At 68.4% G+C, this 25912-nt stretch carries 18 protein-coding genes; 1 reads left to right on the forward strand and 17 read right to left on the reverse strand.

What is annotated here, in order from left to right:
• Nucleotides 1–89: 89 nt before the first annotated feature.
• The 14 genes from AC5L3X_RS34425 to AC5L3X_RS34490 all read right to left on the reverse strand — a co-directional run bounded on the left by AC5L3X_RS34425 (nucleotide 90) and on the right by AC5L3X_RS34490 (nucleotide 15340).
• Nucleotides 90–914 carry a nuclease-related domain-containing protein gene (locus AC5L3X_RS34425; RefSeq protein WP_494862638.1) on the reverse strand — a complete coding sequence of 275 codons (825 nt, stop codon included), beginning with the start codon at nucleotides 912–914 and terminating at the stop codon, nucleotides 90–92.
• Between the two features lie 22 nt (nucleotides 915–936).
• On the reverse strand, nucleotides 937–1467 hold the full coding sequence (locus tag AC5L3X_RS34430) for a hypothetical protein (protein WP_494862640.1): 531 nt from the start codon (nucleotides 1465–1467) through the stop codon (nucleotides 937–939).
• Nucleotides 1464–3203, reverse strand: a complete 1740-nt coding sequence (locus AC5L3X_RS34435) for a type IV secretory system conjugative DNA transfer family protein (RefSeq protein WP_494862642.1) — start codon at nucleotides 3201–3203, stop codon at nucleotides 1464–1466. The genes AC5L3X_RS34430 and AC5L3X_RS34435 overlap by 4 nt, the downstream gene beginning before the upstream one ends.
• Complete coding sequence (locus AC5L3X_RS34440) at nucleotides 3200–3898, reverse strand: hypothetical protein (RefSeq protein ID WP_494862644.1); 699 nt, start codon at nucleotides 3896–3898, stop codon at nucleotides 3200–3202. Before AC5L3X_RS34440 ends, AC5L3X_RS34435 begins: the two co-directional genes overlap by 4 nt.
• A 15-nt stretch (nucleotides 3899–3913) precedes the next feature.
• Entirely contained in the window at nucleotides 3914–5572 is a 1659-nt protein-coding gene (locus tag AC5L3X_RS34445; protein WP_494862646.1) for a hypothetical protein, read from the reverse strand.
• A 20-nt stretch (nucleotides 5573–5592) separates the two neighbouring features.
• Nucleotides 5593–7500 carry an RNA polymerase sigma factor sigma-70 region 4 domain-containing protein gene (locus AC5L3X_RS34450; RefSeq protein WP_494862648.1) on the reverse strand — a complete coding sequence of 636 codons (1908 nt, stop codon included), beginning with the start codon at nucleotides 7498–7500 and terminating at the stop codon, nucleotides 5593–5595.
• 32 nt (nucleotides 7501–7532) lie between these two features.
• Entirely contained in the window at nucleotides 7533–7805 is a 273-nt protein-coding gene (locus tag AC5L3X_RS34455) for a hypothetical protein (protein WP_494862649.1), read from the reverse strand.
• On the reverse strand, nucleotides 7798–9102 hold the full coding sequence (locus AC5L3X_RS34460; protein WP_494862651.1) for a hypothetical protein: 1305 nt from the start codon (nucleotides 9100–9102) through the stop codon (nucleotides 7798–7800). Before AC5L3X_RS34460 ends, AC5L3X_RS34455 begins: the two co-directional genes overlap by 8 nt.
• The gene (locus tag AC5L3X_RS34465) at nucleotides 9099–10700 is read right to left on the reverse strand and encodes a thiamine pyrophosphate-binding protein (protein ID WP_494862653.1); all 1602 of its coding nucleotides are present in this window, start codon (nucleotides 10698–10700) and stop codon (nucleotides 9099–9101) included. The genes AC5L3X_RS34460 and AC5L3X_RS34465 overlap by 4 nt, the downstream gene beginning before the upstream one ends.
• Before the next feature lie 127 nt (nucleotides 10701–10827).
• The gene (locus AC5L3X_RS34470) at nucleotides 10828–11457 is read right to left on the reverse strand and encodes an isochorismatase family protein (RefSeq protein WP_494862655.1); all 630 of its coding nucleotides are present in this window, start codon (nucleotides 11455–11457) and stop codon (nucleotides 10828–10830) included.
• A gap of 64 nt (nucleotides 11458–11521) precedes the next feature.
• Nucleotides 11522–12688, reverse strand: a complete 1167-nt coding sequence (locus AC5L3X_RS34475; protein WP_494862657.1) for an isochorismate synthase — start codon at nucleotides 12686–12688, stop codon at nucleotides 11522–11524.
• Between the two features lie 39 nt (nucleotides 12689–12727).
• Nucleotides 12728–13495, reverse strand: a complete 768-nt coding sequence (locus tag AC5L3X_RS34480) for an SDR family oxidoreductase (protein WP_494862659.1) — start codon at nucleotides 13493–13495, stop codon at nucleotides 12728–12730.
• On the reverse strand, nucleotides 13492–13722 hold the full coding sequence (locus AC5L3X_RS34485; RefSeq protein WP_494862661.1) for a hypothetical protein: 231 nt from the start codon (nucleotides 13720–13722) through the stop codon (nucleotides 13492–13494). Before AC5L3X_RS34485 ends, AC5L3X_RS34480 begins: the two co-directional genes overlap by 4 nt.
• Before the next feature lie 10 nt (nucleotides 13723–13732).
• Nucleotides 13733–15340 carry an MFS transporter gene (locus tag AC5L3X_RS34490; RefSeq protein WP_494862663.1) on the reverse strand — a complete coding sequence of 536 codons (1608 nt, stop codon included), beginning with the start codon at nucleotides 15338–15340 and terminating at the stop codon, nucleotides 13733–13735.
• Nucleotides 15341–15668: 328 nt separating this feature from the next.
• Between AC5L3X_RS34490 and AC5L3X_RS34495 the strand changes: the two genes are divergently transcribed.
• Nucleotides 15669–16475, forward strand: a complete 807-nt coding sequence (locus tag AC5L3X_RS34495; RefSeq protein ID WP_494862664.1) for an SAM-dependent methyltransferase — start codon at nucleotides 15669–15671, stop codon at nucleotides 16473–16475.
• A 612-nt stretch (nucleotides 16476–17087) separates the two neighbouring features.
• On the opposite strand, the gene AC5L3X_RS34500 is transcribed toward AC5L3X_RS34495, so the two are convergent.
• The 3 genes from AC5L3X_RS34500 to AC5L3X_RS34510 form a co-directional block, all read right to left on the reverse strand.
• A complete protein-coding gene (locus AC5L3X_RS34500) occupies nucleotides 17088–17591 on the reverse strand; it encodes a hypothetical protein (RefSeq protein ID WP_494862666.1) in 504 nt (167 codons plus the stop codon).
• Nucleotides 17582–24988: a LamG-like jellyroll fold domain-containing protein gene (locus AC5L3X_RS34505; RefSeq protein WP_494862668.1), complete on the reverse strand. Its 7407-nt coding sequence runs from the start codon at nucleotides 24986–24988 to the stop codon at nucleotides 17582–17584. Before AC5L3X_RS34505 ends, AC5L3X_RS34500 begins: the two co-directional genes overlap by 10 nt.
• Before the next feature lie 495 nt (nucleotides 24989–25483).
• Nucleotides 25484–25711: a hypothetical protein gene (locus AC5L3X_RS34510; protein ID WP_494862669.1), complete on the reverse strand. Its 228-nt coding sequence runs from the start codon at nucleotides 25709–25711 to the stop codon at nucleotides 25484–25486.
• Nucleotides 25712–25912: the final 201 nt, after the last annotated feature.

Below are 25912 nucleotides of genomic sequence, written 5' to 3' on the forward strand. Positions count from 1 at the left end.
GTGAACCGTCACAGACGTCGATCAATGCCTGGCCATCAGTAGTGACTCAATCGGCTGCTCATCCGGAGCCTGTCGTGGTCCTATACCGTTCAGCCGCCGAGAGACTCCCGTCGGTCAGGTCCGTCTGAGGTCTGAGCGTAAGGCGGCAGGAGCGTGCTGGCAGCCCTGCTCAGCACCGAAACCTCGGCTGCGTCATAGAGGTGAGGGCGACGAGTGATCCAACCGACGAGGCGTGCCGCCCGTAGCAGAGTCGCTCCACGATTGGTGATGACCCGGTGGCGAGGCAGGCGGGAGCCGTGTACCGAGATGACCGCCGCGACCTGGACGCGTCGCCCCGCTGCTTGGCTGAGTACCTCGCTCGCCCGGCGGGCCTCGAAGTGGACCGGACGCACCACCTTGTCGAGCGGCGTCCGGCCGATCCACAGCGTCCCTGCGGCCGCTCGCACGGTGGTGCGACGGTGCCACTTCTTGGAGTCGATGACGAACACGCCGGTCGGCCCGATGACCAGATGGTCGATGTTCGCGTTGCTGCGCGGCACTGCCAGGTCGTGTAGCACGGTGTAGCCGGTCAACTCGAGTTTGCGCAGGTGGCGGGCCGTGGCGCGTTCTCCCGCCGCACCCTTGCGCCAGGCTGCCGCCGGCGAGTGCGTACGGAACTGATGGACCATGGTGATCAGTGAAGCGAGAACGGCGGTTATCAGTCCCAGCCAGACGGTGCTCATCCACGCCACCAGCCCACCGGCGGTGATCGCGACGGCCAGGCGGACCAGCAGCCGGCGGGGGCGGCCCGCAGTCCAGAGGGCGTGGTAGCGGGCACGGGCGGACGCGCCGGCGGATGAATATGGACGCGGCATCGCAAAGTCCTCCTCGGCGTCGCCGACAGGACCCTTCAGGGTACGGATGGCGACCGACAAGTCTCGCCCTCGTCCGCGGGTGCTACAGCAGTCTCAGCTCGGTGATGGTGCGGTCGACGGTGTCGGCGTCATCGCGTGGAGGGCCGTCCGGTTGGTGGCTCTGGCCGCAGGGCCGCATCCGGATCTGGAGGCGTTCGACGGTGCTGGGCCGGACCCGGTCGAGGTAGTAGGCGGCGTCGCTCGAGGTGGCGCCGTCCCAGGTGTACGCGGTTCGCCAGGCGCAGTACAGCATGGAGAGCTCTTCGATGACGTCCCAGTGGCGTGGCCAGCAGCTGAGGATGGCCCGCTGCGCGTCCGGCCAGGCGAACAGCACGTCGCGGACCCAGTCCGCCAGCTCGGCCAGGCGATCGGCCTTCTCCTCGTGCGGCATGCGGGGCCAGCACCAGGGGCGCGGGGCGCTTCCAGGCGATGGCTTGCCGCTGGAGGGCTTGGGCCGGCTGGAGGACGCCTTCAGCTGGGCGACGGTGTGGGCGAGCTCTTCCAACTCGGCGGCCAGGCCGGTGATGATCTCGGGACGGGCGCTGTCTCCGCCGTCGTCACGATGGCCGGTCACTGGCGGTCGTCGTCCGGATCGGCGTGGCGGACGTGCCAGGGCCGGGCAAGACGAGGGCCACGCCTGGTGGCGGGCAGTTCGAGAGGGCTGCTGGAAGACGCCAGGGTAGGCGCCGACGGTTTCAGAGGTGGCAGGGGCACCTCGCCGTTCTTGCGCCAGCGCTTGTAGTCGGCGCGCTTCCAGATCTGCTCGATACGGACGATGGTCGGCGTGGCGTTGCGGCGCAGGACCAGGGCACGCCAGGTGGGAAGCCTGCGAGCCTGCTCGGGCGGCAGCACGGGGACGTTCTCCCAGCGGCGGGTGCGCAGCCGCCTGCCCGAGCCGTCGACCGAGTTCTCCCAGTACGGCAGCGCGATCTCGCCGCACAATTCGGACATCGTCTTCAGGTCCTCCGGGTCGGAGGTGGCGCCGAACAGCATCTTGGCCTTGGCGTTGTTCCAGATGGTCCTGGCCCCTTCCGGACCCCATTTCTGACGGAACTGCGCATGGGACTGGCCCGCGACGACGAAGACCAGGCCGGAGCCGGCGGCGGTGGCCAGCCAGCCGGGCAGCCTCGGGATCGGGCACACCTCGGGCGCCTCGTCCAGGACGAAGAGCACGGGCGGGTCCATCCGACGGCCGGGGCGGCGGGAGGCGAGCTGGCGGGCGCGGTGGTGGATCTCGGCCACCAGCGTGGTGAACAGCACGGGGATAGCCGGGGTCACGTCATCGCCGGCGATCAAGTACAGAGTTTCGCGGCGGCGCAGCAGATCGTCCAGGTCAAGGCCCTCGCCGGGGGTAGGACAGATCATCCGGGCGATAGCCGGGTCGTCCATGCAGCGCAGGACCTGCCGCAGCGTCAGGAAGATGCTGTCGCGCGTACGGACGTGCAGGGTGTGGTAGCGGCGCACCAGGGCGGCGGCGCGGTCGGTGTCGAGCCCCGGCCGGGGCCGGGCGAGGATCTTCAGCGGGGTGGGATCTTCGTCCAGCGCCCAGGCGTAGACCTGCTCCATCGTCAGCCGTTCGAGGGCGGCGGCGTGCATGAGGGAGGCCAGCACCATGGCCGCTTGGTTGGTCCAGAATCCCTCATCGGACACGCCGCCTGTTTCCGCCGCGGCGACCATGTGCGCGGCTCGCCGGAGGGCGGTGGCCTGGTCTTGGCAGCCGTCGACGGGCGACCAGCGGACGGTGGAGGCCCAGGTGCCGAACCCATCAGGGTTGAACAGGTGGACGCGCCGGTGCTCGCCCCGTAGACCCGCGGTCAGCCCGACGATGTCGTCGCGGATGCTCGTGACGATCACCGCGCCCGGCGCGTCCAGGATGCGCCCAGCGAGGTGGGCGGTCTTGCCCTCTTTCTGCGGGGCTAGGCACAGCACACCGTCCTCGAAGGTGGCGTAGGTGCGCATGCGGAAGATCCAGCCTTGCGCCCAGCCGAGGAACAGGGCGATCTCGCGGTGCGGGACCAGGTGGCGCTTCCACCAGCCGCGCAGGGAAGGGCGTGCGTGGCGGGCGACCTTGCGGGCGGCGGGCAGCCCGTAGTGCAGGTAGAGCTCCAGGCGACGAGCGAAGCCCGCGCCTGGGTACAGCCGCAAGCGTAGCCGCCACCAGAGCGCCAGCCCGTGGCGTCGGCGGGGATTACGCAGGCGGTGGACGGCTACGGTGGCCGCCGATGCGGCCAGTAGGACGGCGGCCGCGGTGATGAGCGGCCCTGCTTGCAGTGACTGCTGCCAGGCGTTGTCGGCGGACCCAGTAGTCATCGGTTTCCCTGCGGAGGTCCGTCGTGGCATTCGGCCCAGGTCAGGCAGATGGGCGACTGAGGAGGCTCTTCCGGCCCACCGTGTCGGGGCGTACGAGCACGAGTGCGGGTGGGCGTGGTCGTGGTGCGCACCGTCTTGGTGGCGGTCACGGTGGGCTCGGCGGATGCCCGCCTTTCGGGCGTCTTGGCCGACGGGCTGGGGGATGCGTGCGGCTTGGTGGAGGCGGTCCTACGGGGCAATGCCGAGGTGAGAGTCGGTCTGGGACGGGGCTCGGCGGTGATGGGCGGTGGCTGGCGTGTCGGTGACGTGCGCTGCGCGTACGGGGAAGGTTCTTCGGGTTCGGTGACCTGCTGTCCCGTCGGGATGATGGCCAGCCAGACGCCGATACCGATGGCTGCGGCCAGGGTGACTACCAAAGGGATGATCTTGCGCCAGTCGGTGCGGGCCGGTTCGAACTCGTCCCAGTCGTCGTCTCTGGCTGGTGCCGGTGATGGCAGGGGGTGCAGGCGGCGCGTGTTGACCGGTGTGGGAGGTGTATCGGCGTCTCCATCGTCGGCGGGCGAGCCGGGGGCGGAATCCTGCTGGTCTGGGCCGAGCTCGACGGGGTAGCCGTCGCCGACGTCAGCGAATGCGCTCGGGCCTTCGTAGCCGTCGTAGGGGCGGTCAACGGGCAGGTCTGGGGGGTCGGACGGCATGAGGTGTCGCACCCTTCACACGACGATGAAGATCTCGCTGGCTGCCTTGCCGAGGGCGGCGATGTCCTGGTGGATGCCGAGCTCGGTCGAGCGCGGGTCGAACACCACCGAAAGCCTCTCGCGCAGGTTCTGGCGGATCAGCTGTGACCACATCGGGTTCATCGCCAGGTCGGCGTCGAGCAACCGGTAGGTGTGGCCGCCGTCGACGGCTTTGTGCCCCCACAGAGTCACCGTGGGTGCGCCGACTCCGATCACCGTGCCGATGTAGGCATTGATCTGAGCCGTGGCCTGGGCGTCGTCCCAGGGGGCGGTGGGGCTGCTGTGGGCCAGGCCGTACTCTCGCGAGCTGATCTGGGCCAGGGTGTCCCAGCCGAGGGCCTTGATGCTCAGCCATTGGGCGCGGGTGGCGACCGCGGGTGTGATGAGCTGCTGCTTACCTGTCTTCGGGTCGCGCAGCTGGTGTTGGCGATAAGCGGAGGCGAACAACCCGTTGGAGACGTACACCTGCTCGACGGCGCTCGTCTTGATGTAGCGCTCGACGAGCTTCTTGGTGGTCAGCGGCGCCTTGGCGCGCATGGCCGCGACGCAGGCTGCGGCGGCGCCGCAGCCCAGCTCGGGCACCACCACGCCGATGGCCAGCCGCTTGCCCGGCAGAGCTGCACGAAGTGCGTCGCTCGCCTGCCGCAGGAAGTCCTTGATCTCGTCTTCGGAGGTGAAAGACGTGTAGCCAAGGTTGTCGGCGAACTTGACGCCGATCACTCCTGGCCGCGAAGCCGCGTTGATCAGCGTTCGCAGGGCGGCGCGGAACTGCGCCTGGCCGGCTTTGAAGTCGTCGGCCAGGTCCGATTCGATCCAAATGCGCAGGCGTGCCGTCCGGGCGGCGGTGATCGCCGCGGCGACCGGGTCGCTGGTCGGAGCTGTCCCGCTTGATGTTGGTGTGGCCGACGGGGTGGTCGCCGTGGCGGTTGGCTGCTGGTCGGGCCTGGGAGCCTGGGTCTGGTCCGGTCGCGTGCTCGGCCGGCCCGGGTAGGTGTCGGAGGCCGGCGGCGCGATCGCGGACGGCGCGATGGTGAGCGTGGCCGGCGGGGAGGATGTGGAGCTCATCTTGGTCGGCCTGGCACGGGGAGTGGCCGAGGATCTGGGGCCGGTCGAGGCTGTGGGCGCTGTGGTGCGGATCTGGCGTTTGCCGTTCACGGTCCGTTCGAAGGTGATGGTGCCGGTGGCCATGTTGCGGCACTTGTACCAGCCATCCGGCTGCTGAGCGCAGCTGGTCTGCCCGCCCTTGCAGGCGGTGGTCTTGGACAGGTCGGTCGGCTGGTTACAGCGCACGTAGCGGGGCGGCAGTGGTTGTGCCTGTTCCAGGCGGGCCCCGTCGTCGGTCATCCAGAACGAGGCCACATCGGCGGCGTCCTGTGGCGCCGACAGCCACCGGCACACCACGAACGTGGGGGTGTCGTCCGGCAGCATGTCGCGGCAGGAATCACCGCGTTCGACGGCCAGGGCCTGCTCGACGCCGGGATCGACCGGCTCGCCGGGCGCGGATCCGTGCACCAGGCCGGGCTCGGCGACGGCCATGACCGGCACGCAGACCACCAGAGCCACGACGATGCCCGCGGCGGCGAACCGCTTCTCGCGGCGCGTCATCGCCAGGAAGAATTTTCGGATCTTGTTCATGTCGACGCTTTCTTCTCGGGTCAGCCGTTCGGGCAGTTCGACCAGTGCCCCTGGCGATCGGAGTAGACGGGGCCGCTGGAGATCCAGTAACCCTGGTCGGCCTCCACCGTCCAGGTCACGGTCACCGTCAGCGTTCCGACGCCGGTGGTCGTGCCGGCGGTGGTGCGGCCGTCGCCCGTGCTGGTGCCGCTCCAGGTGAGGGTGACCGTCCCGGACTCGGTGAAGCGGGCACAGCCTGGCTTCTCCCGGGGAGCCGACACCGTGATGCGGGTGCCGTTGACCGAGATGCCGGAGCTGCCTGAGGCGGACACCACCTGGCCGGTTCCGGGCGAGACGTCCAGCGACACCGATCCGGTACGGCCGGAGCCGAGGTTGAGGCTGGAGGGAGAGATCTGCGCGGAGGGGGCGGCGGGTTTGGGCAGCTGCGACTTGGCCGGCGAGGCGCTCGGCTTGGTGGTGGGCTGGCGCGGCGGGTCGTGGGGGCCGGTGGGCGTGGTAGGACCGCCGGTCTTGGTGGGGCGGATCCGGGCCGAGGGAGTACCGGTCATCTGGACGGTGGGGCGCGTGCTCGGCTTGGTCGCGGTCCGGGAGGTGGCCGGCCTGCTGGTCGGAGGCTGGGTGGGCGCGAGCGAGGGCGGCTCCTGTAGGACCGGGTCGACCTCCGGCGGTTGCTCCGTGGTGATCAGAGTGATCGTGCCCACCGGCTGGGGAGCGGCGACCTGAGCGGCCGTTTCCGGCCGAGGGTCGGGTCTGAGGACTGACCAAGCCGTCCCCACCAGGGCGACGGCCCCGACCACCGCGATGATGAGCGCGGCTACCCGCATCGCCGGAAACAGCGGCCGCAGCGTCAGGCGCGCCTCGGGATCGGCCTCATCGGGGCGCTTGTGCCAGAACTCGGAGACCAGGTTGCTGCGCCGGTCCCAGGCGCGGAACTGCTCATCTTCTCGCTGCCGGTCGTCCTGCTGTTCGTCGTGCGGGTGGTGGTCTTCGGGAGAGTGGCCTTGCCCTGCGGATGGGGCGTGCTCGCCGGCCGGTTGCGCTGCAGGCGCTGCGATCGAGCCCGGCGCGGCCATCACCTCGCCGGGCGCCCGCCCCGGTGTCGGCGGGGTGGCGTGCAGCGGGTCGGCAGAAGGGCCCCGCTCGGGCTGGGCAGGGAAGCCGTTTGCCCGCCACAGCCGCTCATCGTGCGACAACGGTTCGGCCACGGTGAACTGGTCGGCCAGATCGTCCGGGGCGTCGCCGATTGGCAGGAGGTCGAGTAACTCGGCCGTCGGAGCGCTGCGGGGGGCCTGCCGACAGATCGAGCAGTCGGCGATGTGGCGGCTGATCTGCGTGCGGGTGAGCTCGCTCAGCGAGGCGATCTCCTGACTGCGGATCAAGCCCGCCAACTGCTCGCAGCCGCCGCCCTTCCGTCCCGCTCCCGCCAGGCCAACGGTGTTCGGAGAGCTTAGCGGGCCCACGTCGGACAGCGCGGCCACCCACGCGTGAAGCTGGTCTGCCGCTCCGGCGGCGAGCAGGTCGACCTGGCCGGGCTCGACGTCGAGAATCAGCGCGATCTCAGCAGCGGTCATCCCGTGCCGCGCCGACAAGTCGAGCACCTCCCGATGGTCGGCCCGCAGACCGGCCAGGGCCTGGCCGACCAGGGCCGCCCGCGGGCCGGGGCGTGACCACACTCTGCTGCCGGCCGGTCTGGCGGCGGCCGCGGTGGCGCGGTGGACCCTGGCCACCGCGTACAGCCAGGCGCGCAGATACTCGTCGCTGACCGGGCGTCCGGCGTGCACGCAGGCCGAGACCAGGGCGCTGGCCAGGGCGAGCTCGGCTTCAGCTGGGAGCAGCGCGGTGCGTAGGTAGTCATACAGCCGGTCGCCGTAGCGGCGCCGCAGGTCCTCGATGACCTCGCGGGCGTCGTGCGGGAGTGAGTGCCACATCGGCTCTCCTATGGATGGGAAGGGCGAAGGGGTCACCGGCGGGCCGTCAGCGTCGCGATGCTCGCGAGGGTGATCGCGGTTCCGAGCAGGTGGTGCATGGCGAGCACGTTGTCCAGCCAGATCACGGCGGTGACCACGCCGAAGATGGGGATCACGCCGGCGTGGGCAATGGACGCCTGGCCGATGGCGTGGTTGTAGAGCACGCAGGGCGCCGCCAGCAGCAGCCCTCTGGCGGCGGAGTGTTGTCCGGAGCTCGGAGCAGGCGGCGCGGTGGTTGAAGAGCCGCCCGCTCGCCGTTCACCCATGGCCTGCCAGCGGGCGGGCCGCCTCCGCGTACAGGTCGGTGGCGAGCTGGATCAGGTCGATCCTGCGGCCGTGCTCGTCAACCGCCCATCGTCCGGGGTCGTGGGTATGCAGGTTGAGCCGGATGCCGCCGTCGGCGTCGCGTACCCAGAGTCGACCCAGCGGGTAGAGCCCGACCAGGTGAAACCGGACGTCGGGCGACTTCGCGCGCAAGGTGCGGGCCAGGGCGCCGGACCGTTGCTGGATCTTGGTCTCGTAGGCGTTCTCCACCGCGATCGCCAGCCGGGAGGCGTGGGGCGTGGAGGCGGCAGCGCGCAGCTGGGCGGCGACGTAACTGAGCTCGGCCAGCTCGACCGGGGTCGTAGGAGGCGCGATCTGCGTGAGCAGCCGCCAGAGCCGGTCCTGGGTGGCGACGAGGTCGACCAGCTCATCGGTCGTCGGTACCCGGCCACAGGACAGGGCATGCCGCAGGTAGGCGCCGACGGTTTCGAGTTCGGCCGAGACCTCCACCTGCATCGGCCGGATCAGTGGTGTGGAGCTGAGGGCAGCTCGCCAGTTTTCGGCGTGCAGCCCGGCCAGGCGGGGATGGCGGGCTGCGACCGCGTCGCACCACTGCAGCAGCAGCCTCGGGGAAACCTCACCACGCTGGGCGGCCCGCAGCAGGATCAGGGTGGTGGCGGTGTGCGGCACATCCAGCACCACACGCACCGGCACCCCGGGCGGGATGCGTGACAGGACTCCAGCCCCCACGGTGGGGAGCCGGGCCGCGGTCTCGGTCTCGGAGATCGTCAGTTCGTCGTCCAGTCGCAGACCCACGACTCGTTCGCCGACCTGACCGTGGCGCAGGGAGGTGATGGAGACGCGGCGGCCGCTCTCGGTGATCAATTGGGCGGCGCGGGTGCTGAAGTGGCATCCGCCCGAGATGAAGGTCACCTCGTGCAGATCATCCACGGCCACGTCGGCGGGCGGGGCGCCGCCGATGAAGACCTGATGAGTGGCATCCTGCAGGCGGAGCCCGCTGTAGGCGGTGACGGTCTCATGGCCGGGGCGCAGGTCGCGCTCGCACACCATGTCGGTCACCGACACGTCGGTGTTCCACAGGTAGCCGAGCAGGCGTTGGTGGCGTTGGGCGGCCCGCGCGGCGGCCTTGCGCAGTGGATGTGGAGCGCCCTCGGCGGATGCATGCCACCAGCCGCCCGTCAGATGCCGCGCCGGAAGCCCTCCCGGGGCGAGATCGATCCGGCTCAGCCTGGCCGCCGACGACGTACCGACCTGATCCAGCACATGGAGGGTCGTCATGACGCCTCCCTGTAGGACCGGGCGGTGGCGTTGTCGGACAGCCGGACGGAGGCGATGCGTGCGTCGATCAGCAGTGGCCCGAGGCGCGGCCCGGCCAGCCAGTCGCCAATCGCCTTGAGATCGCGGCCCTGCCGGACGACGGTCGCCGTACACCCGTAGCCGGTCGCGAGCGCCGCCAGGTCGACCAGGCCGTAGGGGCCGTCCTCGCTGGTGTTGTAGACGACGATCAGAAGGGGGAGTTCGAGCCGTACGGCGGTCTCCAGCTCGGCGGCCGCTCTCAGCGCGCCGGCGTCGCCGAGCGCGGCCACGGCCAGCCGGCCCGGGTTGGCCAGCGCCGCGCCGATGCCACTGGCCAGTCCGAGCCCGGATTCCTCGAAGGCCTGTGAGTAACAGAACCCCTGCGCGTCGGGGATCCGCACCAGGCCGATCGGGTAGCTCATGAAGTCGCCGCGGTCGACGGCGAGTGTCCGTTCCGCTGGCAGCAGCGCATCCAGCAGTTGCGACAGTGTCCGCGGATCGATGCGGCCCTCGATGTGGATCGGGTGGTAGCCGACGTCATGCCAGCTGGACTGCTCGTCGATGCGGCGGTGGATCTCGTCGGTGCGGTAGCCCGAACGGGTCGTGGGCAGCTTCTGCAGCAGGACGCGGGCCGTGGCCGCGGCGTCGCCGGCCACGCCGAAGTCGATGCCGCGGTGGACGCCGAGCATGCCCGGGTCGAGGTCGACCTGCGTCACGTGAGTGCCTGAACCGATGAGGTCGCCGCGGCGGGTGGTCCGCTCGTGCAGCGAGCATCCCCAGCCGATGAGGACGTCCGCATCGTGGATCAGATCGGCGACCGCCGGAGTGGACCAGTCGCCGGCTATCCCCAGATTCCAGTGGCTGGAGGCGAACAGGCCGTGCGCCGCGGCGGACGTGGCGAGCAACGCGCCTGTGCGCCCGGCCAATTCCTCCAGCTGCTGCCCGGCATGGCGGGCTCCACGGCCGGCGATGAACACCGGCCGACGTGCGTCGGCGAGCAGGTCCGTCAGGCGCGTCATGGCCTCCGCGTCAGGCACCGGAGGCGCGGGGGCGCGTAAGTCGCCGAGGGTGGCCAGCAGGTCGTCCGGCGGTGGAGGGCAGGAGGTTGCCAGCACCTGCCGTGCCAGCGTCAGCACCAGCGGGCGGCGCTGGATGCGCGCAGCGTGCAGGGCCCAGGCAACGATGCTGACCGTCTCGGCCGCGTCGGTGACCGGTTCGATGAGCGCTCCGGCGGCGGTCAGCAGCGCCGCCTGCCGGGCCGTGCCGCTGTGGTCGCCACCCGGGGGTTCGCATGCGAGCACCAGCAGAGGAGTACGACTGTGGGCCGCTTCCATGATGCCGGTGATGGCGCTTGTCAGGACCGATCCCTGGGAGGCGACCAGCACCGCGGGCTGGCCGCCGGTACGTGTGTAGGCGTCGGCCATGGTTGTCGCCGCACTCGGGTGCCGGGCGGCGACCACGCGCACGCCCTGCGCGGCCAGGGCGGTGGTGAGCGGGCAGTCATCTACGGCGGCGCCGAAGACGGTGCGGACACCGAGCGCGGTCAGCACCTGGCTGACCGTCTCGGCGACCGAGATCACAACCGCTCCCCGAGGGCCGGGACTGGGCGGACGGACAGGCGCGGTGCGCCAGCCGGCAGAGCATGAGAAACGAACACGAGCATCGCCTTCCGAGTCAGGCCAAAGGGTGGATAAGGGACGGGGCTGTTCAGCGGCTCAGCGTGCGGATCACCTCGCTGGTGGCTTCCACACGGGCGCAGTGCCGGGCCATGTAAGTCAGTGCTGCCCGGTGGTCGTCGGCGCTGAAGGCGGCGATAGCGTCGCCGATGACGAAGGGCTTGATGTCGTGGCTGAAGGCGTCGACGGCCGTGGCCTGGATGCCGATGTGGGCATAGACGCCGCCGAGCAGCAGTTGGTCCCGGCCGGAGGCGCGCATCAGGTTGGCCAGCGGGCTGCGGACGAGGGCGCTATAGCAGTGCTTCGCCAGCACGATCTCGCTGGGTGCGGGCATGAGCGGGGCGCAGATGTCGGTGTCTTCGGTGGCGTCGGTCAGGCCGGGACCCCAGAGATCGGCCAGCAGGCCCCGATCGGCCGGGGCTTGAGAGCCCGGCTGGGCGGTGTAGACGGTGGGGACTCCCTGCTCGGCGCAGCGCTGGCGGATGGCCAGCAGGTTGGACAGCACGTCGGCGATGGGGGAGGCGTCCATCTGGTAGGGCCGCAGAAAGTAGTGCTGCATGTCGTGGATGAGCAGCACGGCGCGATCCGCCTCGAACGTCCAGTTCAGTCGGTTGTCGGGCAGGGCGGGCAGCATGTAAGGGGCAATGGCGGGGATCGCCACGACAGGTCCTTTCTTGTCCGTTCACGCGCCCGCCCGTAATGGCGGGGCGGCTGCGCCGGGGATTTCACAGGTCGGTGTGGATGCGCAGAGCGCGCAGCAGGGTGGAGAATTTCGCGTTGGTCTCGGCCAGCTCGGCTTCCGGGTCGGAGTCGGCGACGATGCCCGCTCCCGCGTACAGGCGCAGGCTGGTGCCGGACACGGCGCCGCAGCGCAGTGCCAGCGCCCACTCGCCGTCGCCGGCCGCGTCCTGCCAGCCGACCAGGCCGGCGTAGAAGCCACGGTCGACGGGTTCCAGCGCGGTGATGACCTCGCGGGCCAGGCTTTCGGGGCTGCCGCATACCGCCGGTGTGGGGTGCAGGGCGGCGGCCAACGTCAGGCTGCACGCGCTTGGATCGCGTAGCCGTCCGGTGATCGGCGTGCTCAGATGCCACATGGTGGGAGTGGCGGTGACCTGTGGCCGGGTCGGGACGTACAGGTGCTCGCAGAACGGAGCGAGCGCTTGAGCGACGGCGTCGACCACCAGCCGGTGCTCGTGCAGGTCCTTGCCCGAGCTTTGCAGGGCCAGCGCGCGGGCCTGATCGACGGTCGGATCGAAACTGCGCCGCGCCGAGCCCGCCATGGGGGTGGTGGCCACCATCCGGCCGTGGCGGGAGACGAGCAACTCGGGGCTGGCGCCGATCAGCGAGGCGTCCTCGCCGGTCGGCGCGGCGTACACGTATCGTGCGTTGGGGCTCGGTAAGTGGGCCAACAGATCCTTGACCGCCAGCGGCCGGTCTGCCTCCAGGCGGAGGCTGCGCGCCAGCACCACCTTGCGCAGTGGACCGGCGGCGATCATGTCCTGGGCCCGCCGCACCGCCGCCAGGTAGGCGGCCGGCTCGGGGTCGGCGGTGAGCGTCCAGGACGGGTGGCGGCAGCGGAAGCAGTACGGGGCCAGCAGCGGATCAAACCAGCGGGGAGCGCCGCACAGAGCCAGGCGGGAGCGCTCGGCGTCGAAGGCGATGAGACCGGCGGCGACCATGCCGGGCTGGTGCAGGGCGGTAGCGACCTGGTCGGGAAGAGCCGTCAGCGGGCCGGTCAGCGGCTCCTGCCCCTCGTCGCGGTCGGCCAGCAGCGTGTGGGTGGGGGTGCCGATCACGACGGTGGAGGGGTTGCAGGCGTTCGGCAGCGGCACGGGGACGTCGCCCGGCGCCGGAGCGCGCATCGGAATTGGTGGCTGTGTGGACACGATCACGCTGGAGCTTCCTTTCAAAGGGGGAGGCGGACCAGGGCGTTACCCGGTCAAGCTGGCGCCGCCGTCGATGACGAGGTCCTGCATGGTGATGTGGCGGGCCTGGTCGGAGGCCAGCCACAGCACGGCTTCGGCGATGTCGGCCGGCTGCGCGACGCGGCCCAGGGGGATGCCCAGCCGGAACCGGCCCGCATCGCCCGCGATCGCCTGGTCGGCACTGGTGAGCGCGGACAGCATGGCCGTGTCGGTCGAGCCCGGCGAGACGCTGTTGCAGCGGATACCGGCATGAGCCAGTTCCAGCGCCAGGTGACGGGTGAAGGCGATGACGGCGGCCTTGGACGCGCCGTAGGCGGCCAGGCCGATACGCGGCACGTGGCCGGCGTTGGAGGCGACGTTGACGATCGAGCCCTGGCGGCGCCGTACCATCGGCTCGGTCACCGCCCGGCAGATCTGGATCACGCCGAAGGTGTTGACCTCGAACAGCTCGCGCAGGTCGTGCTCGCTCAGCTGGGCCAGCGGTCCGTGGCGCAGCACGCCGGCGACGTTGACCACGATGGACACCGGGCCGAGCTCGTGCTCGATGGATCTGACCGCGGCCTCGACCGCTTCCGGATCGCGCACGTCACAGGGGAAAGCGGTCACGTGCCCCAGATCCTTCGGCTCGCCGGCGCGCACATCCAACGCGCCGACCAGGGCACCTGCGGCAGCCAGCCGGGTGCAGACCGCCGTGCCGATGCCCTGGGCGGCTCCGGTCACCAGGGCGACGCGGCCGGTGATCCCGGCGATGTGCTCGGCGGATGAGGTGGTCATTTCGTGCCGTCCTGGCTGGGACGGTCGAGCGCCGCGTCGATCGCGGCGATGGCGTTCTGACAGACACTGCGGACGCGGTGCAGCCGGCACAGCCGGTCGGCGGACGCCAGGTTGAGCACGGGGAGGTGCGCCGTGGTCAGCTCGTCGAGGCGAGGTGCCGTACGGGTGTCGGAGGATCGGCGGGGGAGGGGGACCAGAAGGTCGTCGCGGTGTTGGCGGTAGGGCATCAAGCTCTCCTTACGCGTGCAGGAAGTACGCAGACGGCTGGGCCGTGGGGCGGATGCCGGAGGTCAGGCGGGCCAGTTCGTAGTCGGCTTCACTGCGCACCTGGACGAGAGCGGCGCGCAGTTCGGCCAGCAGCCGGTGCAGTTCCTGCACGTCCTGTACGGTCGGGACGCGCTCGGTGCTCGCTCGGGAATGAGCTCCCCGGGCAGCGCGTAGCGCGTTGAAGACGGCGGCACCGGCCAGGAGCGTGGCACCGGCGATGACAGCACCCAGCACCGTGGTGAAACCGGCGTGCGTGCCGGACAGGATGGACTGCTCCAGCAGGATGGATGAGCCGGCGACCCCCAGCGCCCCGCCGACCATGCGAGCCGCGGTCACCGCGCCGACCGCTACGGCGAATCGCGGCGGCTCGGCCGCCAGGGTGCCCGCCGTGAACGTGCCCGTGGCCAGCGCGCCGATCCCGGCGCCGATGGTCGCCAGCGCGAGCACCATCCAGGCCGACAGTTCGCCGACGTTCAGCAACAGGGTGCATCCGGCCACCACTGCGATCGCCCCCGTATAGACCACCGCAGTGGTGCCGGACCGCCGGCCCAGCCGACCGGCCAGCGGCGCGGCGGCGATGACCGCCAGCGAGATCGGGGTCAGCCACCAGCCCACCTGCGCGGCATCCAGCCCATGGATCTGCTGCAGATACAGCGGCGTCATCACCAGGACCGTGTACTGCACCGCCCCGAACAGCGCCGACGCGATCGCACTGAGCGCCATCCTCGGATGGCGCCACAGCGCTTGCCCGTCCTCGGTGCGGTGAAGCGAGATCATCAGCTTGATGGCCGCCGTGGCCATGACGACCGCCATACAGCCCACGGTCTGGGGCGAGGTCCAGCCCCACTGGCCGCCATGCCAGATGGCCAGCACTGCGGCCGCGATCCCAACGGCGGGCACGAGCGTGCCGGCCACCTCCGGCCGCGCCGTCCTGGTCCTGTCTCTCGGCAGCAGGGGGACGACCGCCAGGAGCGTGATCGCCAACGCCGCACCGCACAGGTAGGCGGCACGCCACCCGTGAGCCGCGATCAGCGCACCCCCACCGGCCTGCGCCACCGCCACTCCCAGGCCGGAGCAGCCGCTCCAGATCGCCAGCGCGCCGCGGCGGCGGGCAGAAGGCAACTCGGCCAGCAGCAGCGCCAGCGAGCTCGGCAACATCATCGACGCGCCCACCCCCTGGATGAGCCGGCCACCCAGCAGCACGGGCCAACTGGCCGTCGACGCGACCACGACGGCACCCAGGCTGAACAGCACCACGCCCACCGCGAATACACCGCGCCGGCCCAGTGCATCGGCCCATCGGCCCGCGGCCACCAGCAACGCCGCGATCGCCGCGAAGTTGACGACGTTGACCCAGGTGAGCTGGGACGCCGTCACCTCGTCGGTCAGCGGATCGGCAGCCAGCTCGCCGACCACCAGCGTGGTCAGCGCCGCATCCGCCATGATCAGCGCCATCGCCGTACAGGACACCGCCATCAGCAGCCCGCGGCGGTTACGGGCACGGTGGCGCCGGGCACCGGCGGAGCGCCGGGCAGGCCCGCCCCGGGTGAGGCGAGGTCCGGGACGGGCCTGGCTCATGCGGCGGCCGGTCGATCTCGGCCGCTCTCTGGATGCCGCCGGTGGCGTACTGGCGGCAACGTAATGTGGTCGGTGGGCGTGCGAGTCAGCGGCAGGGGACGGACTATTCGTTACCTCGGTGGTCACCCGCCGCAACGTAGGAAGGGCCGGTGTTGAACCGGTTGTCGCGGGGTTTGGATCAGGATGACGATCGGTTGCGAACCGCCGATCAGCGTGTGGGGTCGATAAATTCGATCACGAACCCTGATCGCAGAAGATCTTCTGGCCAAGGCGTACGGGCCTCACTATGATCTTGAAGGGCCCGATGGTTGTGACCTCGAGGAGTGGCGTGCGCACGCAACAGCCCGACGAAGAGATGTCCTCTCCCTCTCCCGCCCGGATGTACGACTATTTCCTGGGCGGCACCACCAACTACCAGGTCGATAGAGACGCGGCCGAACGGGGCTTGGCGTACGCGCCGGAGATCAAGACCATCGCGACGGCCAACCGGCAGTTCCTGATCCGTGCCATCCGCTTCCTCGCTGAACAGGGCGTGAGCCAGTTCCTGGACGTCGGCTCCGGCCTGCCCACCCAGGAGAACGTGCACGAGATCGCTCAGTCGGTCACCCCGTCCGCGCGGACCGTCTACGTCGACAACGACCCCAGTGTGCTGCCACAGGCCCAGGCGTTGATCATCGGCGATGACCGGACCCGGTACATCGAGGCCGACGTACGCGACCCGCACGGCATCCTCAACCACCCGGAAACCCTGCAGCATCTGGACCCGGCCCAACCGTGGGCGGTGGTGTTGTGCTCGGTGCTGCACTTCGTCCCCGACACCGACGACCCTTACGGCGTGGTCTACCGGCTGATGGAGGCGATGCCGTCCGGCAGCTTCCTGATCTTCTCTCACGTCAGCAGGACCGACGTCGATCCCGAGCTCTACAAGATCCTGATGGCGACCAACTCCAACAACCTCAGCAACCCGATCACGTACCGGACGGTGGAGGAGATCGCCCGCTTCTTCGACCAGCCGGACTGGGACCTGCTGGCGCCCGGCATGGTGGACGTGCAGCGCTGGCAGCCGGACAGCGCTGTTGACGATTTCACGCCCGGCCGGGTCCGCGTCCTGGGAGGAGTGGCTCGCAAACGCTGAAGCGGCTGTCGTTGCGCACCTGACGCCTGTGGTTGAGTGACCAATATCGTTTAGCTAGCGATCTTGTTGGTACCTTCGCTTGGTGATCTTGAGAGTGACACACGACGGGCAGCACGACGGGCACGGTGCGCCGCTGGTGCGTCGACATCGCTACACCGGCACCCTGTCTTTCTACCGCTGCTGGAGCCCCGAGCCGGTCCCGCTCTCCCGTCTGATCTTCGTGGCATGCGCAAGGTGGAGAATAGAAGAAGATCACCACTTTGTTAAGCAGACCTGCGGCCTGGCCAAAGGCCAGGTCATCCGCTGGACCCCTGGCACCGCTGGAGCGCGATGTCCCTGCCGGCCTAACTCTTCCTGGCCGTCGCGCTGGCCCGCCAGCGTCTCCTCGACGGCGATCTGCCTGAGGAAGCACAGATGGTGCCCATCGCCATCCCCAAACTCCTGCGACAGTTACGCGACATCGTGATCCCCGCCCCACTTCGCGAAGAGGCGCACAAGCTGACCTGGTCCCTGTGGCGCCGCCGCAAACAGTATCGATCCCGTCCAGCTCACCTGCGCTGGCACGCCTACGCCGAGGCAACACCATGATCACAACGATCTACGATCGCCATGTCAAGATCGTGAAACATTGAGACTGGACACGTCCAGATATACCAGGGAGCTACTATCAATAGACTCCTTCTTAATCTGCTCTAGAACTTCTGGATGGTCTTCGAAGTACGCCGGATGATACGGGCGCAGGTCCAGGGAGGTGTCTTTCCAGCGGGCAGATGCCATTCCTATAATCGTTGGGCGATTCTCCGCTTCAATCACCCAATCACGGGCGGCGAGGAGATTCGCAGCCCTATCGAGTGCCTCTCGCCCGTTCATCCCGCCGACATCAATAATCATCGTTTCCGAGATCTGGGTCCCGCCGCCTTCTGTATCACTTTCATGAGCGAACTCCACTCGTACCTTACCTATGCTGCGGACCTCTTCAAGAGCCGCTGGATCGACTCGCAGTGTCACTGGGGTCGGCGGCTGCAGGCAACCTGTGGCTACGGTGAGTAGACCGAGGACGGCGGCCACGAGTCGCCTGGGGCGGGTTTTTGCCGTGCGCGCCACTGTCAATCGCACTTGTCCCAGCCTATTCTGTTGCACTGCCAGTATTCGTCGACGGCGTTGCCGGGTGCCAGCCACTGGAGCATTGTCCTTCGGCGCTCGATTCCCGTGGCCCTGCTCTCGCTGTTCGTCACTTTTAGCATGTTGTCTTTAAAGCCACTTTCTGCCCACGTTCGAAATTTATCGCTATTGATCTTAGTGTTTCCCGATGCAGGATTATCTACCGTAACTCCGGAACACCCGCAGTAGGCGATCGCCGCCTCGATATCGTTCAGATAGTGCTTTGTTCCGCCCTTCATGTACCAAACATTCTGCTTGAGATGTTTCATCCACGCGGCAGCCAAATGAATAGACCTATTTGCCCCTAGTGCCTTTTCGAGGTAATCGCGGCCAGCTTGGCTTTCGAATTTCTTTCCGGTTTCTTTTTCAAACAGAATTTTAATCTTATAAATCTCCAACTGGGCAAATCCTACAGACGCCCCATACCCCTTGTTCTTCGGATTCTTGCTATCTTCCGCAATTCCCGCGATAAAGTCAACAATGAGGGTGGCATTACCAAGCTTGTGTGCCTTTGTTTGTATCTCCCAGAGTAGAACGGCGGTGAGTGCACGTTCATCGATGTCATGATTCGAAGCTGCCGTCCTGACGGTCCGATAGTACGGCAACAGTTTCTTGTACGCGTCGTAGTAGGACATCTTTTGTCTAGACCCACCTACCGACCCTCCTCCGGAAGACGCTCCGCCGCCGATCAGTTCCTCCAGGGTGATCGAGGGGTTGAGGAGGTTCATCCATGAGGCGAAAGTTGTGAATCCATCGCGCTCTTCGGCGCTCATGTCCCAGAAGCGGGGCGGAGCCGGCATTCCGTTCGGCATCGTCCCAGTTCGTTTCGATTCTTCATCGCCGCCCCAGAACAGCTTTTCCCGCTCCAACTGGATCTCCAGGAGGTACATCGGGTCGATGACGGCTCCGAAGCATTCCCGGCCGTCGCAGGCGATGGCCCCCCCGAACTCGCTTCTGCCGCAGGGCCCGACGCAGTAGCCGCCTTCCCCGCCGCTGTCTCCGAGCACGATGCCGTATCGGGCGTAGCTGTCTGCGAGGGTCTGTTGGTCGTAGCCGGGCGAGTAGGAGCCTCCGCCGGCGATTTGGTCGCTGCCGATGATGGTGGCGTGTCCGGTGGGGTCGATGCCGGTGAGGGGTGAGGCGTTGGCGTAGGTGTAGCGGTTGGCCTGGACGGAGGGGCTAGGGGCCAGGGTGGCGGTGTCGCGGCTGGTGAAGGTGGCGGTGCCGGGTTGGTACCAGCGGGCGTGCATGTTGACCTTGCCGGTGTCCGGGTCGGTGTATTCGCCTTGGTAGCCGAGGTTGGTCGGGGTTCCGGTCTGTGCGGTGATGGTGCCGAAGGGGTCGTAGGCGGTGGTGGTGGCCAGCGCGGTGCTGGCGAAGGTGGCGACCAGGTCACCATGCAGGTCGGTCATGGTGGCGAGGGCGGGGTTGGTGCCTTCCTGCTGGCCGAGCAGTCCGCCGGACGGGTCGCGGCCGTATCTTGCTTGGACGCCGGCGCTGGTGTCGGTGATGGTGGCCAGCTCGTTGCCGAGCCCGGAGTAGGCGAAGGTCTGGTGGGTGGTGCCGCGGATGCGGGAGCTGAGGCGGTCGAGGGCGTCGTAGCTGTAGAGGCTGTCGCCGTCGGCGATCAGCCGGTCGAACGCGTCGAAGGTGAGCTGGGTGGTGGTGCCGTTCTTGGTCTCGCTGGCCAGGGTGCCGCGCGCGGTGTAGGCGTAGGTGCTGCCGTCGCCGCTGGTGAGGCGGTTGCGTTCGTCGTAGGTGTAGGTCACGCTGCCGGCCTTGGTGCGGTTGCCGGAGGCGTCCCATTCGTAGGCGGTGACCGCGCCGCCGGGGGCGGTCCAGGAGGTGAGGCGGCCGGCGTGGTCGTAGGCGTAGGTGTTGGTGCCGGCTCCGGCGGTGCCGGCGGTGGTCTTGGTGGTGAGGTTGTCGTCCTTGTCCCACCCGTAGGTGATCTTCGCAAGCTGGGCGCCGGTGTTGCGCTTGAGGGTGTGGGTTTCCAGCCGGTCCATCGCGTCGTAGGTGAACGCCTGGCTGTCGGTGGCGGTGGCGCCGACGGCGGCGTTCATGGAGGTGAGGCGGCTGGCTTCGTCGTAGCCGTAGGTGAGCTTGCGGCCGGTCACCGGGTCGGTGGCTGTGGCGAGGCGGTTGGCGTTGTCCCAGGTGAACGCTGCGGTTCCGGCGGCGTCGACGCGCTGGGTGGGGTTGCCGAGCGCGTCGTAGGCGTAGCTGGTCTGCACCGCGCTGCCGCGGGTGATGCTGAGCGGCAGGCTGCGGTCGTTGTAGTCGACCGTCAGGTCACCGATCGCGGTTGCTCGTCCAGCCAGGTCGTAGCCGACGGTGCGTTCTGCGGTGGTGGCTCCGCCTCCGGCGCCGGTTTCGGCGGTGAGCCGGTCGAGGTGGTCGAAGGTGCGGTCGATGCGCACCCCGCCCGGCTGCAGCTCCGCCACCGGGTTACCGGCCGCATCGTAGACGGCCGTCCAGGTGCGGTCGGCCGCGTTCGGGTGGGCGGTAGTGGCCGGTTCGGTCACCGTCTCGGCCAGCCCGAGACTGTTGTAGCCGGTCCAGGTGGCGTTGCCGCGGCCGTCGGTCAAGCGGGTGCGGGCGCCGGTGGCGTCATAGCCGAACCCGGTGGTGATCGACTGCCCCGTGGAGACTGGCTCGACCAGCGCCGTGACGCGATTCAGCGCGTCGAAGGTCTGGGTGGTGACGCGGCCTTCGGGCGAGGTGGTGCTGATCGGGTTGCCGGCCGGGTCGTAGCTCGTGCTGGTGGTGCGCAGTACTGTGCCGGACGTGTTCAGATCCTTGACCGCGGTCTTGCGGCCGGCCAGGTCGTACTCGACGCTGGTGGCGTTGTTTAGTGGAGCCGGGTCGGTGGTCTTGGTCAGGCGTCCGGCCAGGTCGTAAGCCAGGTTGGTGGTGTTGGTGGCCGGGTCGGTCTGCGCGGTGACCTCACCGGCGGCGTTGACCGTGTAGGTGGTGATCCTGCTGCCCGGCGCCACCGCCTTGGTCAGATACCCGGCGTCGTTGTAGGTCAGCGTCGTGGTATATGCCGCCGTGCTTGGCTTACGCTCGATCTTCGTTTCGGTGATCTTGCGGCCGAGACCGTCATAAGTCGCCTCAGCCCGTGCACCGGTGGGGTCCACGCCGGCCAGCTGCTCACCGGCCAAGTCGTACTCGGCCACCCAACGACCGGCCGGCTGACCGGATGGGGCCGGGTCGGTGACGCGCACCTGACGGCCGAGCTGGTCATACTCGAAGGTGCTGGTGTTGCCGCGCGGGTCGGTGGTCGAGATCAACAGCCCGGCCGAATCGTAGGCGTGCGTCGTGGTGGGGGTGACGGCGGTGCCACCAGGCGGGGTGTAGCTGGGCGCGCTCGTGCTGGTCAGCCGCCCGGCCTTGTCGAAGACCGAAGTGATGGTGCGGCCTTCGGCGTCGGTTTGGTGGGTGACGTTGCCGACGGTGTCATACCCAGTTCGGGTGACAGGCTGGGCTTGGCTGGCCGTGCCGGCCTTGTCGATCTGCACCTGCGGCGCGGTGGTTTCCACCAGCCGGTTTAGCGGGTCGTAGCGCAGGGTGGTGGTGAAGTCCGCCGCGTTCGCGCCGCTGGCGTTGCCGCGCGGGTCGGTGATCGAGGTGACCAGGCCGCGCTCGTCGTAGCCGATCGTGGAGATGAGGTCCTGGGCGCCGTTTTCGATGGTCTCGCGGGTGGGCTTGTTGGTCTTGTTGTAGGTGTACTGCTTGCTCTCGGTGCGGCTGGTGCCGGCGGCGGTGAGCGTCGTCTGGATGGTGTTGCCGTTGGCGTCGTAGCCGAAGGCGGTGGTGCGGGCCAGCGCGCCGGGGTCGAGGGTTTGGGCGGTCAGGCGGCTGGCGGCGTCATAGTCGAACACCGTGGTGGTGATGCCGCCGCCAGTGGTCTGCTCGATCAGGTTGCCGGCCGGGTCGTATTCGTCGGCCTGCAGGACCACATCGCGGGTGGTGGCGGCGCCATTCAGTTTGGCGTCGTCGGCGATCTTCTGCTTGAGCCGGTTGTCCATCCAGTACTTATAGGAGGTCTTGCGGCCCATCGCGTCCACGCTGGCGGTCAGCCGCCCGCCCGGGTCGTAGGCGTGTGATTCCAGCACCACGTCGGCCGGTGTATGCGGGTTGACCGGGCTGCCGACCCAGCCCTTGAGCGTGCGCGAGACGAGTTCGCCGCGCTTGCTGTAGCCGGTGTCGACCACGGTGCCGCGCGCGTCGGTGACGCGGGTCAGCCAGCCGCGGTGGTTCCACACCTGCTGGACGATGCCGCCCTCCGGGCCGGTGATCGTCGCCTGACGACCATGGGAGTCGTAGGTGAAAACGGTGGTCTGGTCCGGCTCCCCGCCGGTCAGGTCAGCCACCGTTTCAGACAGTCTGTTGCTGTCGGCGTCGTAGACGTAGCGAAGCTGGGCGGTATGTGTGACGCCGCTCATCTCGTTCTCAACGCCTGGTGCCGTGGTGGTAGTGACGCGGCCCAGCCCGTCGTAGGCGAGTGTGGTCCTGGCGCCGGCCGGCACCGCCTGCGAGACGCGGGTGCCGGCGGTCAGCTGGCCGAGCGCGTCGTATTCCAGTTGGATGACCAGGCCTTCGGGGTCGGTCTGCTCGGCCAGGTCACCGGCCGCGGTGTAGCGGTAACTCCAGGCGTTGCCGCGGGCGTCGGTTTTGGTCTTCACCAGCCCAGCAGGCGTACTGCCGCCGCCGATGGCGGCTTCGCTGCCGTCGGTGTAGGCGAGGGTGACCGAGCGGCCGGACGGGAAGTCCGCGGTGGCCGGAGTGGTCTGCTTGGTCTGCTCACCGAAGCTGTTGTAGGTGTTGGTGGTGGCGTAGGTGTTGTCGGTGTCGCTCGCTGAGCGACCGTCGCGGTAGGCCAGCACCTGGTCGTTACGCGGGTCGAAGTCATCGCTGGTGTTGAGGTGGTAGGCCCAGAATTCGATCGCGCACTCAGTCGCCGCCCGGCAGTACTGCCGGCCCAGCGTGTTACCGCGTTTGTCCTGGTAGATCTCGTTGAAGTTGTTGTTGCGGTCGATGACCTTGGTCAGGAACCCGGCTTGGTCGTACTCGTACCAGTTGGCGTAGCCGAGTTGGTCGGTCTCGCCGCGGATGCGGTAGCCGCGCCAGGCATCGTAGAGGTAGGGCAGGGTCTCGTTGTCCGGGTCGGTGACGGTCACCGCCGCCTCGCCCCATTGGTCGGTGGTGATGGCGCCGATCGTCCAGGTGCCGCCGTGCTGGTCGACGTGCGTGGCGATCCGGTCGCTCTTGCTGTCGTAGGTGTTGGTCGCCCACACCCGCCCGGATGGCAGCGTGATCTTCGTCAGCTTGTGCGGCGCGCCGGTTCTGGCCGCGTAGTGGCCCTGCACCTCCGCCGCCGTCAGTGGCGTGCCGTAGATTGCGACCTCGTCGATCGACCCGTTGAAGGGGAAAGCCGCCACGCCTGCGGGCACCGCGGGGGAGACGGCCGGGTTGGTGACGCCGTTGCCGACCGTGGCGAACTGCCGCCATGCGCTGACCGTCCCGGACAGGGTGCCGACCTGCTGCCCGTCCAGGTACAGCGTCTGATCGGTGCCGGAGACGGTCAAGGCTACGTGATGCCACTGATCGTCGTTCACCGGGGCGGCGGAGGTGATCGGCGCCGCGACCGTGTCCAGCGAGCCGCGTAGTTTGCCGTCGGTGCCCACATACAGCATCGCCCCCTGGGTGACGTTGCTGGTCTGCGCCGCACCGGCGGACAGCAACACCCCGGACTGAGCCGTTTTGAACCATGCCTCCACCGAGATCTGGTCGCCCAGATGCGGGATCGTGTTGGACGGCAGCGCCAGCCTCGACCCGGTGGTGAAGGAGGCGGCGGTGTCGGAGGTGCCGGCCAGCGCGCCCTGCTGGCCCAGTGTCACACTCGTGTAGGTGGCATCTCCCGCCCCGGTGCCCAGGTCCTTGGCGGTGGTGCCGGTGGCCTCGCCGAGCCGCCAGTAGCCGAACGGGTCGGTGTTCAGCACCGCACTGCGATACAGCGACCCGCTTCCGTACTCCACCGCCGAGCAGTTCGGCGCCGCCACCGGCGCGCACACCGCCACCAGTCGACCGGCGTCATACCCGTAGGTCCAGGTCAGCGGCTGACCGTTCACCGCGTCACTGGACACCGACGCGACCCGATCACCCGACCAGGTGAACGCCAGGGACCGGCCGCCCACCCCGGTGACCGTCGCCAGCTTCCCGTTCGTGTCGTAGGTCAGGTCCTGGCTGCGGTCGCGCTGATCGGTGATCTTCGTCAACCGGCCCGCGGCGTTGAACAGATAGCTGGTCGACGATTTGTCCATCAGCTTCCACGTGCCGCCGCTCTGCTCGGCCAGCGTCGCGTACATGCCGGGCGGCGGCTGGAACGAGCCGTTCCCGTTGTCCCGGAACCGCGCCTGACGCCCATCCGGATACGTCACCAGCGCCGACGTCGTCGCGCCCCGGATCTCCTTGACGATCTTCATGTCCCACCGGGTCGACCAGCCCGTTCCGAACATCCCGTCGGTGCGCGTGTCCATGCTGTTGTAGGTGCGCGTCACCGACAGCGGCGGCCCCGCCGTCGCCACCGACAAGTCCGTGAACGTGGTCGTGTAGTTACCTGAGCGCTGATCGAACTCCTGCCCATTAACCCCCGAGTTGGCCAGCATCGAGGACAGCGCCGGCTGCCGCACCCCCGTGGTGAACGTCAGCAACTGCGACGTCGTGGTCGAATTGTCGTAGGAATCCCTGACGGTGACCTGCCACCAGTACTGCTTGCCCCACGCCAGCTTGCCCGCGGGCACTTTCCACGCGTTGCCGTTGCTCGCCACGTAACCCGAGTTGGTGCATCCCGTGCCGGACATTCCGACGACGTCGCAGATCTTGAACGAGTACGACACCGCATAGCTGCCGTTATTGCTCTTGCCCCACGCTCGCAACGATGGCGTCACCGAATCGACCAGATACCCCGACTTCGGATACACATCCGACACCGTCGGCGCCGCCAGCAGGGCCGCGCGATCGGCCGCCTCAGCATTACGCACACCGGCGGGCAACTCGTCCTGCTGCGATGCCACCGCCTTAGCATCCTGGCCGAGCCGCTGTTCCAGCGGGACCGCGGCCTCAGGCGGCTCCGCCTTCGCCTTCCATCCACCCTCAGGCTCTGACACTGCCCGCAACCGAGTCGCCGGCAGGAGAGAGGGAAGCCCCTGCGCCGAGCCGGACATCTGCTGCGGCAGGGCCGGCATCATCCCACTGTCGGAGCTCAACGCGGCCAACGACGCGGCGGTAGCGGGTTGCACCTGAAGAACAAGGAGCCCCGGCAGTACCACGAAAAGCGCAAGCAACGTCCACACAGTCGAACGGGCACGCGAAAGACGGACACGGCGCATACGCCATCACACTCCGAACCACAACGAAAGCGCCGAACAGACGCCCAACGTCGCTCTCCGCCGACCTACCGTGGCTCGGAGCCGATCACCATCTGATGATCAACGTAAGTTGCTTCGATCTTCCCAACGAGACCGGCAATTATCACAAATCGGAAAACGGACCTATCAGGTACGTAACACTCCGTAACGGTGCACAGCGCTCATAGATCCCCTTCCTCAGGACGCGCGCTCCATAGGGTGGTTACTCGTCCGCATGTCGCAGCCGTACAACGCAATCGTGATGTCCGTCACCGGCGTCCCCGAGATGGAGGGATGAGCCGATCCGGCCTGGGTCGAGCATCACCCGCCTGGATGCTGAATGGCCGGTGGGCGAGAACCCCGTGCCGCAGCCGTCGCGTGTCTCAGCAGCCGCTAATCGGTCACGTTGCCACGGATACGGCTCAGGGGCTGTCAGAAGATTGCGTCCTGTAACAGGGCAGGGATCTGTTGCTGCGAGATTAGCCGCAGGCATCGGCGGCAGTTCACCGGTGCCGTCGAGGCGCGCAGTCGTCGTGGGTCCCAACCTGCGATCGCCGTGTGACAGGCCGGTGCGGGGAGCGCTACGTCGTAGCGGTCGACGCTGGTGCCGGCCAGATGGATGGTGTGCGAATTCTCCACTCGTAAGGCGCTGGCCTCCATGCAAGCGATTCTACCAAGGCGATGTCCGCTTCAGGTGCTATTCGAGACGTTCATGTGCATCCGGCATTCCTGTCCCTATCAGTATCCGGGGGGTTGATGACAAAATGACAGAACGTCCGGCGATCGCTCTGATCTGGGTCATTGCCGTCCGATGCAACAGCGCCGGAACCGTGACGAATCTCCTCTGCGGATGACAGAACT

This window comes from Nonomuraea sp. CX421, from assembly GCF_059358955.1.

Coding starts and splice junctions, on each gene's coding strand:
- AC5L3X_RS34435 (WP_494862642.1), bottom strand. CDS start 3,203: ATGACTACTGGGTCCGCCGACAACGCCTGGCAGCAGTCACTGCAAGCA.
- AC5L3X_RS34480 (WP_494862659.1), bottom strand. CDS start 13,495: ATGACCACCTCATCCGCCGAGCACATCGCCGGGATCACCGGCCGCGTC.
- AC5L3X_RS34445 (WP_494862646.1), bottom strand. CDS start 5,572: ATGAACAAGATCCGAAAATTCTTCCTGGCGATGACGCGCCGCGAGAAG.
- AC5L3X_RS34460 (WP_494862651.1), bottom strand. CDS start 9,102: ATGACGACCCTCCATGTGCTGGATCAGGTCGGTACGTCGTCGGCGGCC.
- AC5L3X_RS34485 (WP_494862661.1), bottom strand. CDS start 13,722: ATGCCCTACCGCCAACACCGCGACGACCTTCTGGTCCCCCTCCCCCGC.
- AC5L3X_RS34510 (WP_494862669.1), bottom strand. CDS start 25,711: ATGGAGGCCAGCGCCTTACGAGTGGAGAATTCGCACACCATCCATCTG.
- AC5L3X_RS34450 (WP_494862648.1), bottom strand. CDS start 7,500: ATGTGGCACTCACTCCCGCACGACGCCCGCGAGGTCATCGAGGACCTG.
- AC5L3X_RS34490 (WP_494862663.1), bottom strand. CDS start 15,340: ATGAGCCAGGCCCGTCCCGGACCTCGCCTCACCCGGGGCGGGCCTGCC.
- AC5L3X_RS34440 (WP_494862644.1), bottom strand. CDS start 3,898: ATGCCGTCCGACCCCCCAGACCTGCCCGTTGACCGCCCCTACGACGGC.
- AC5L3X_RS34455 (WP_494862649.1), bottom strand. CDS start 7,805: ATGGGTGAACGGCGAGCGGGCGGCTCTTCAACCACCGCGCCGCCTGCT.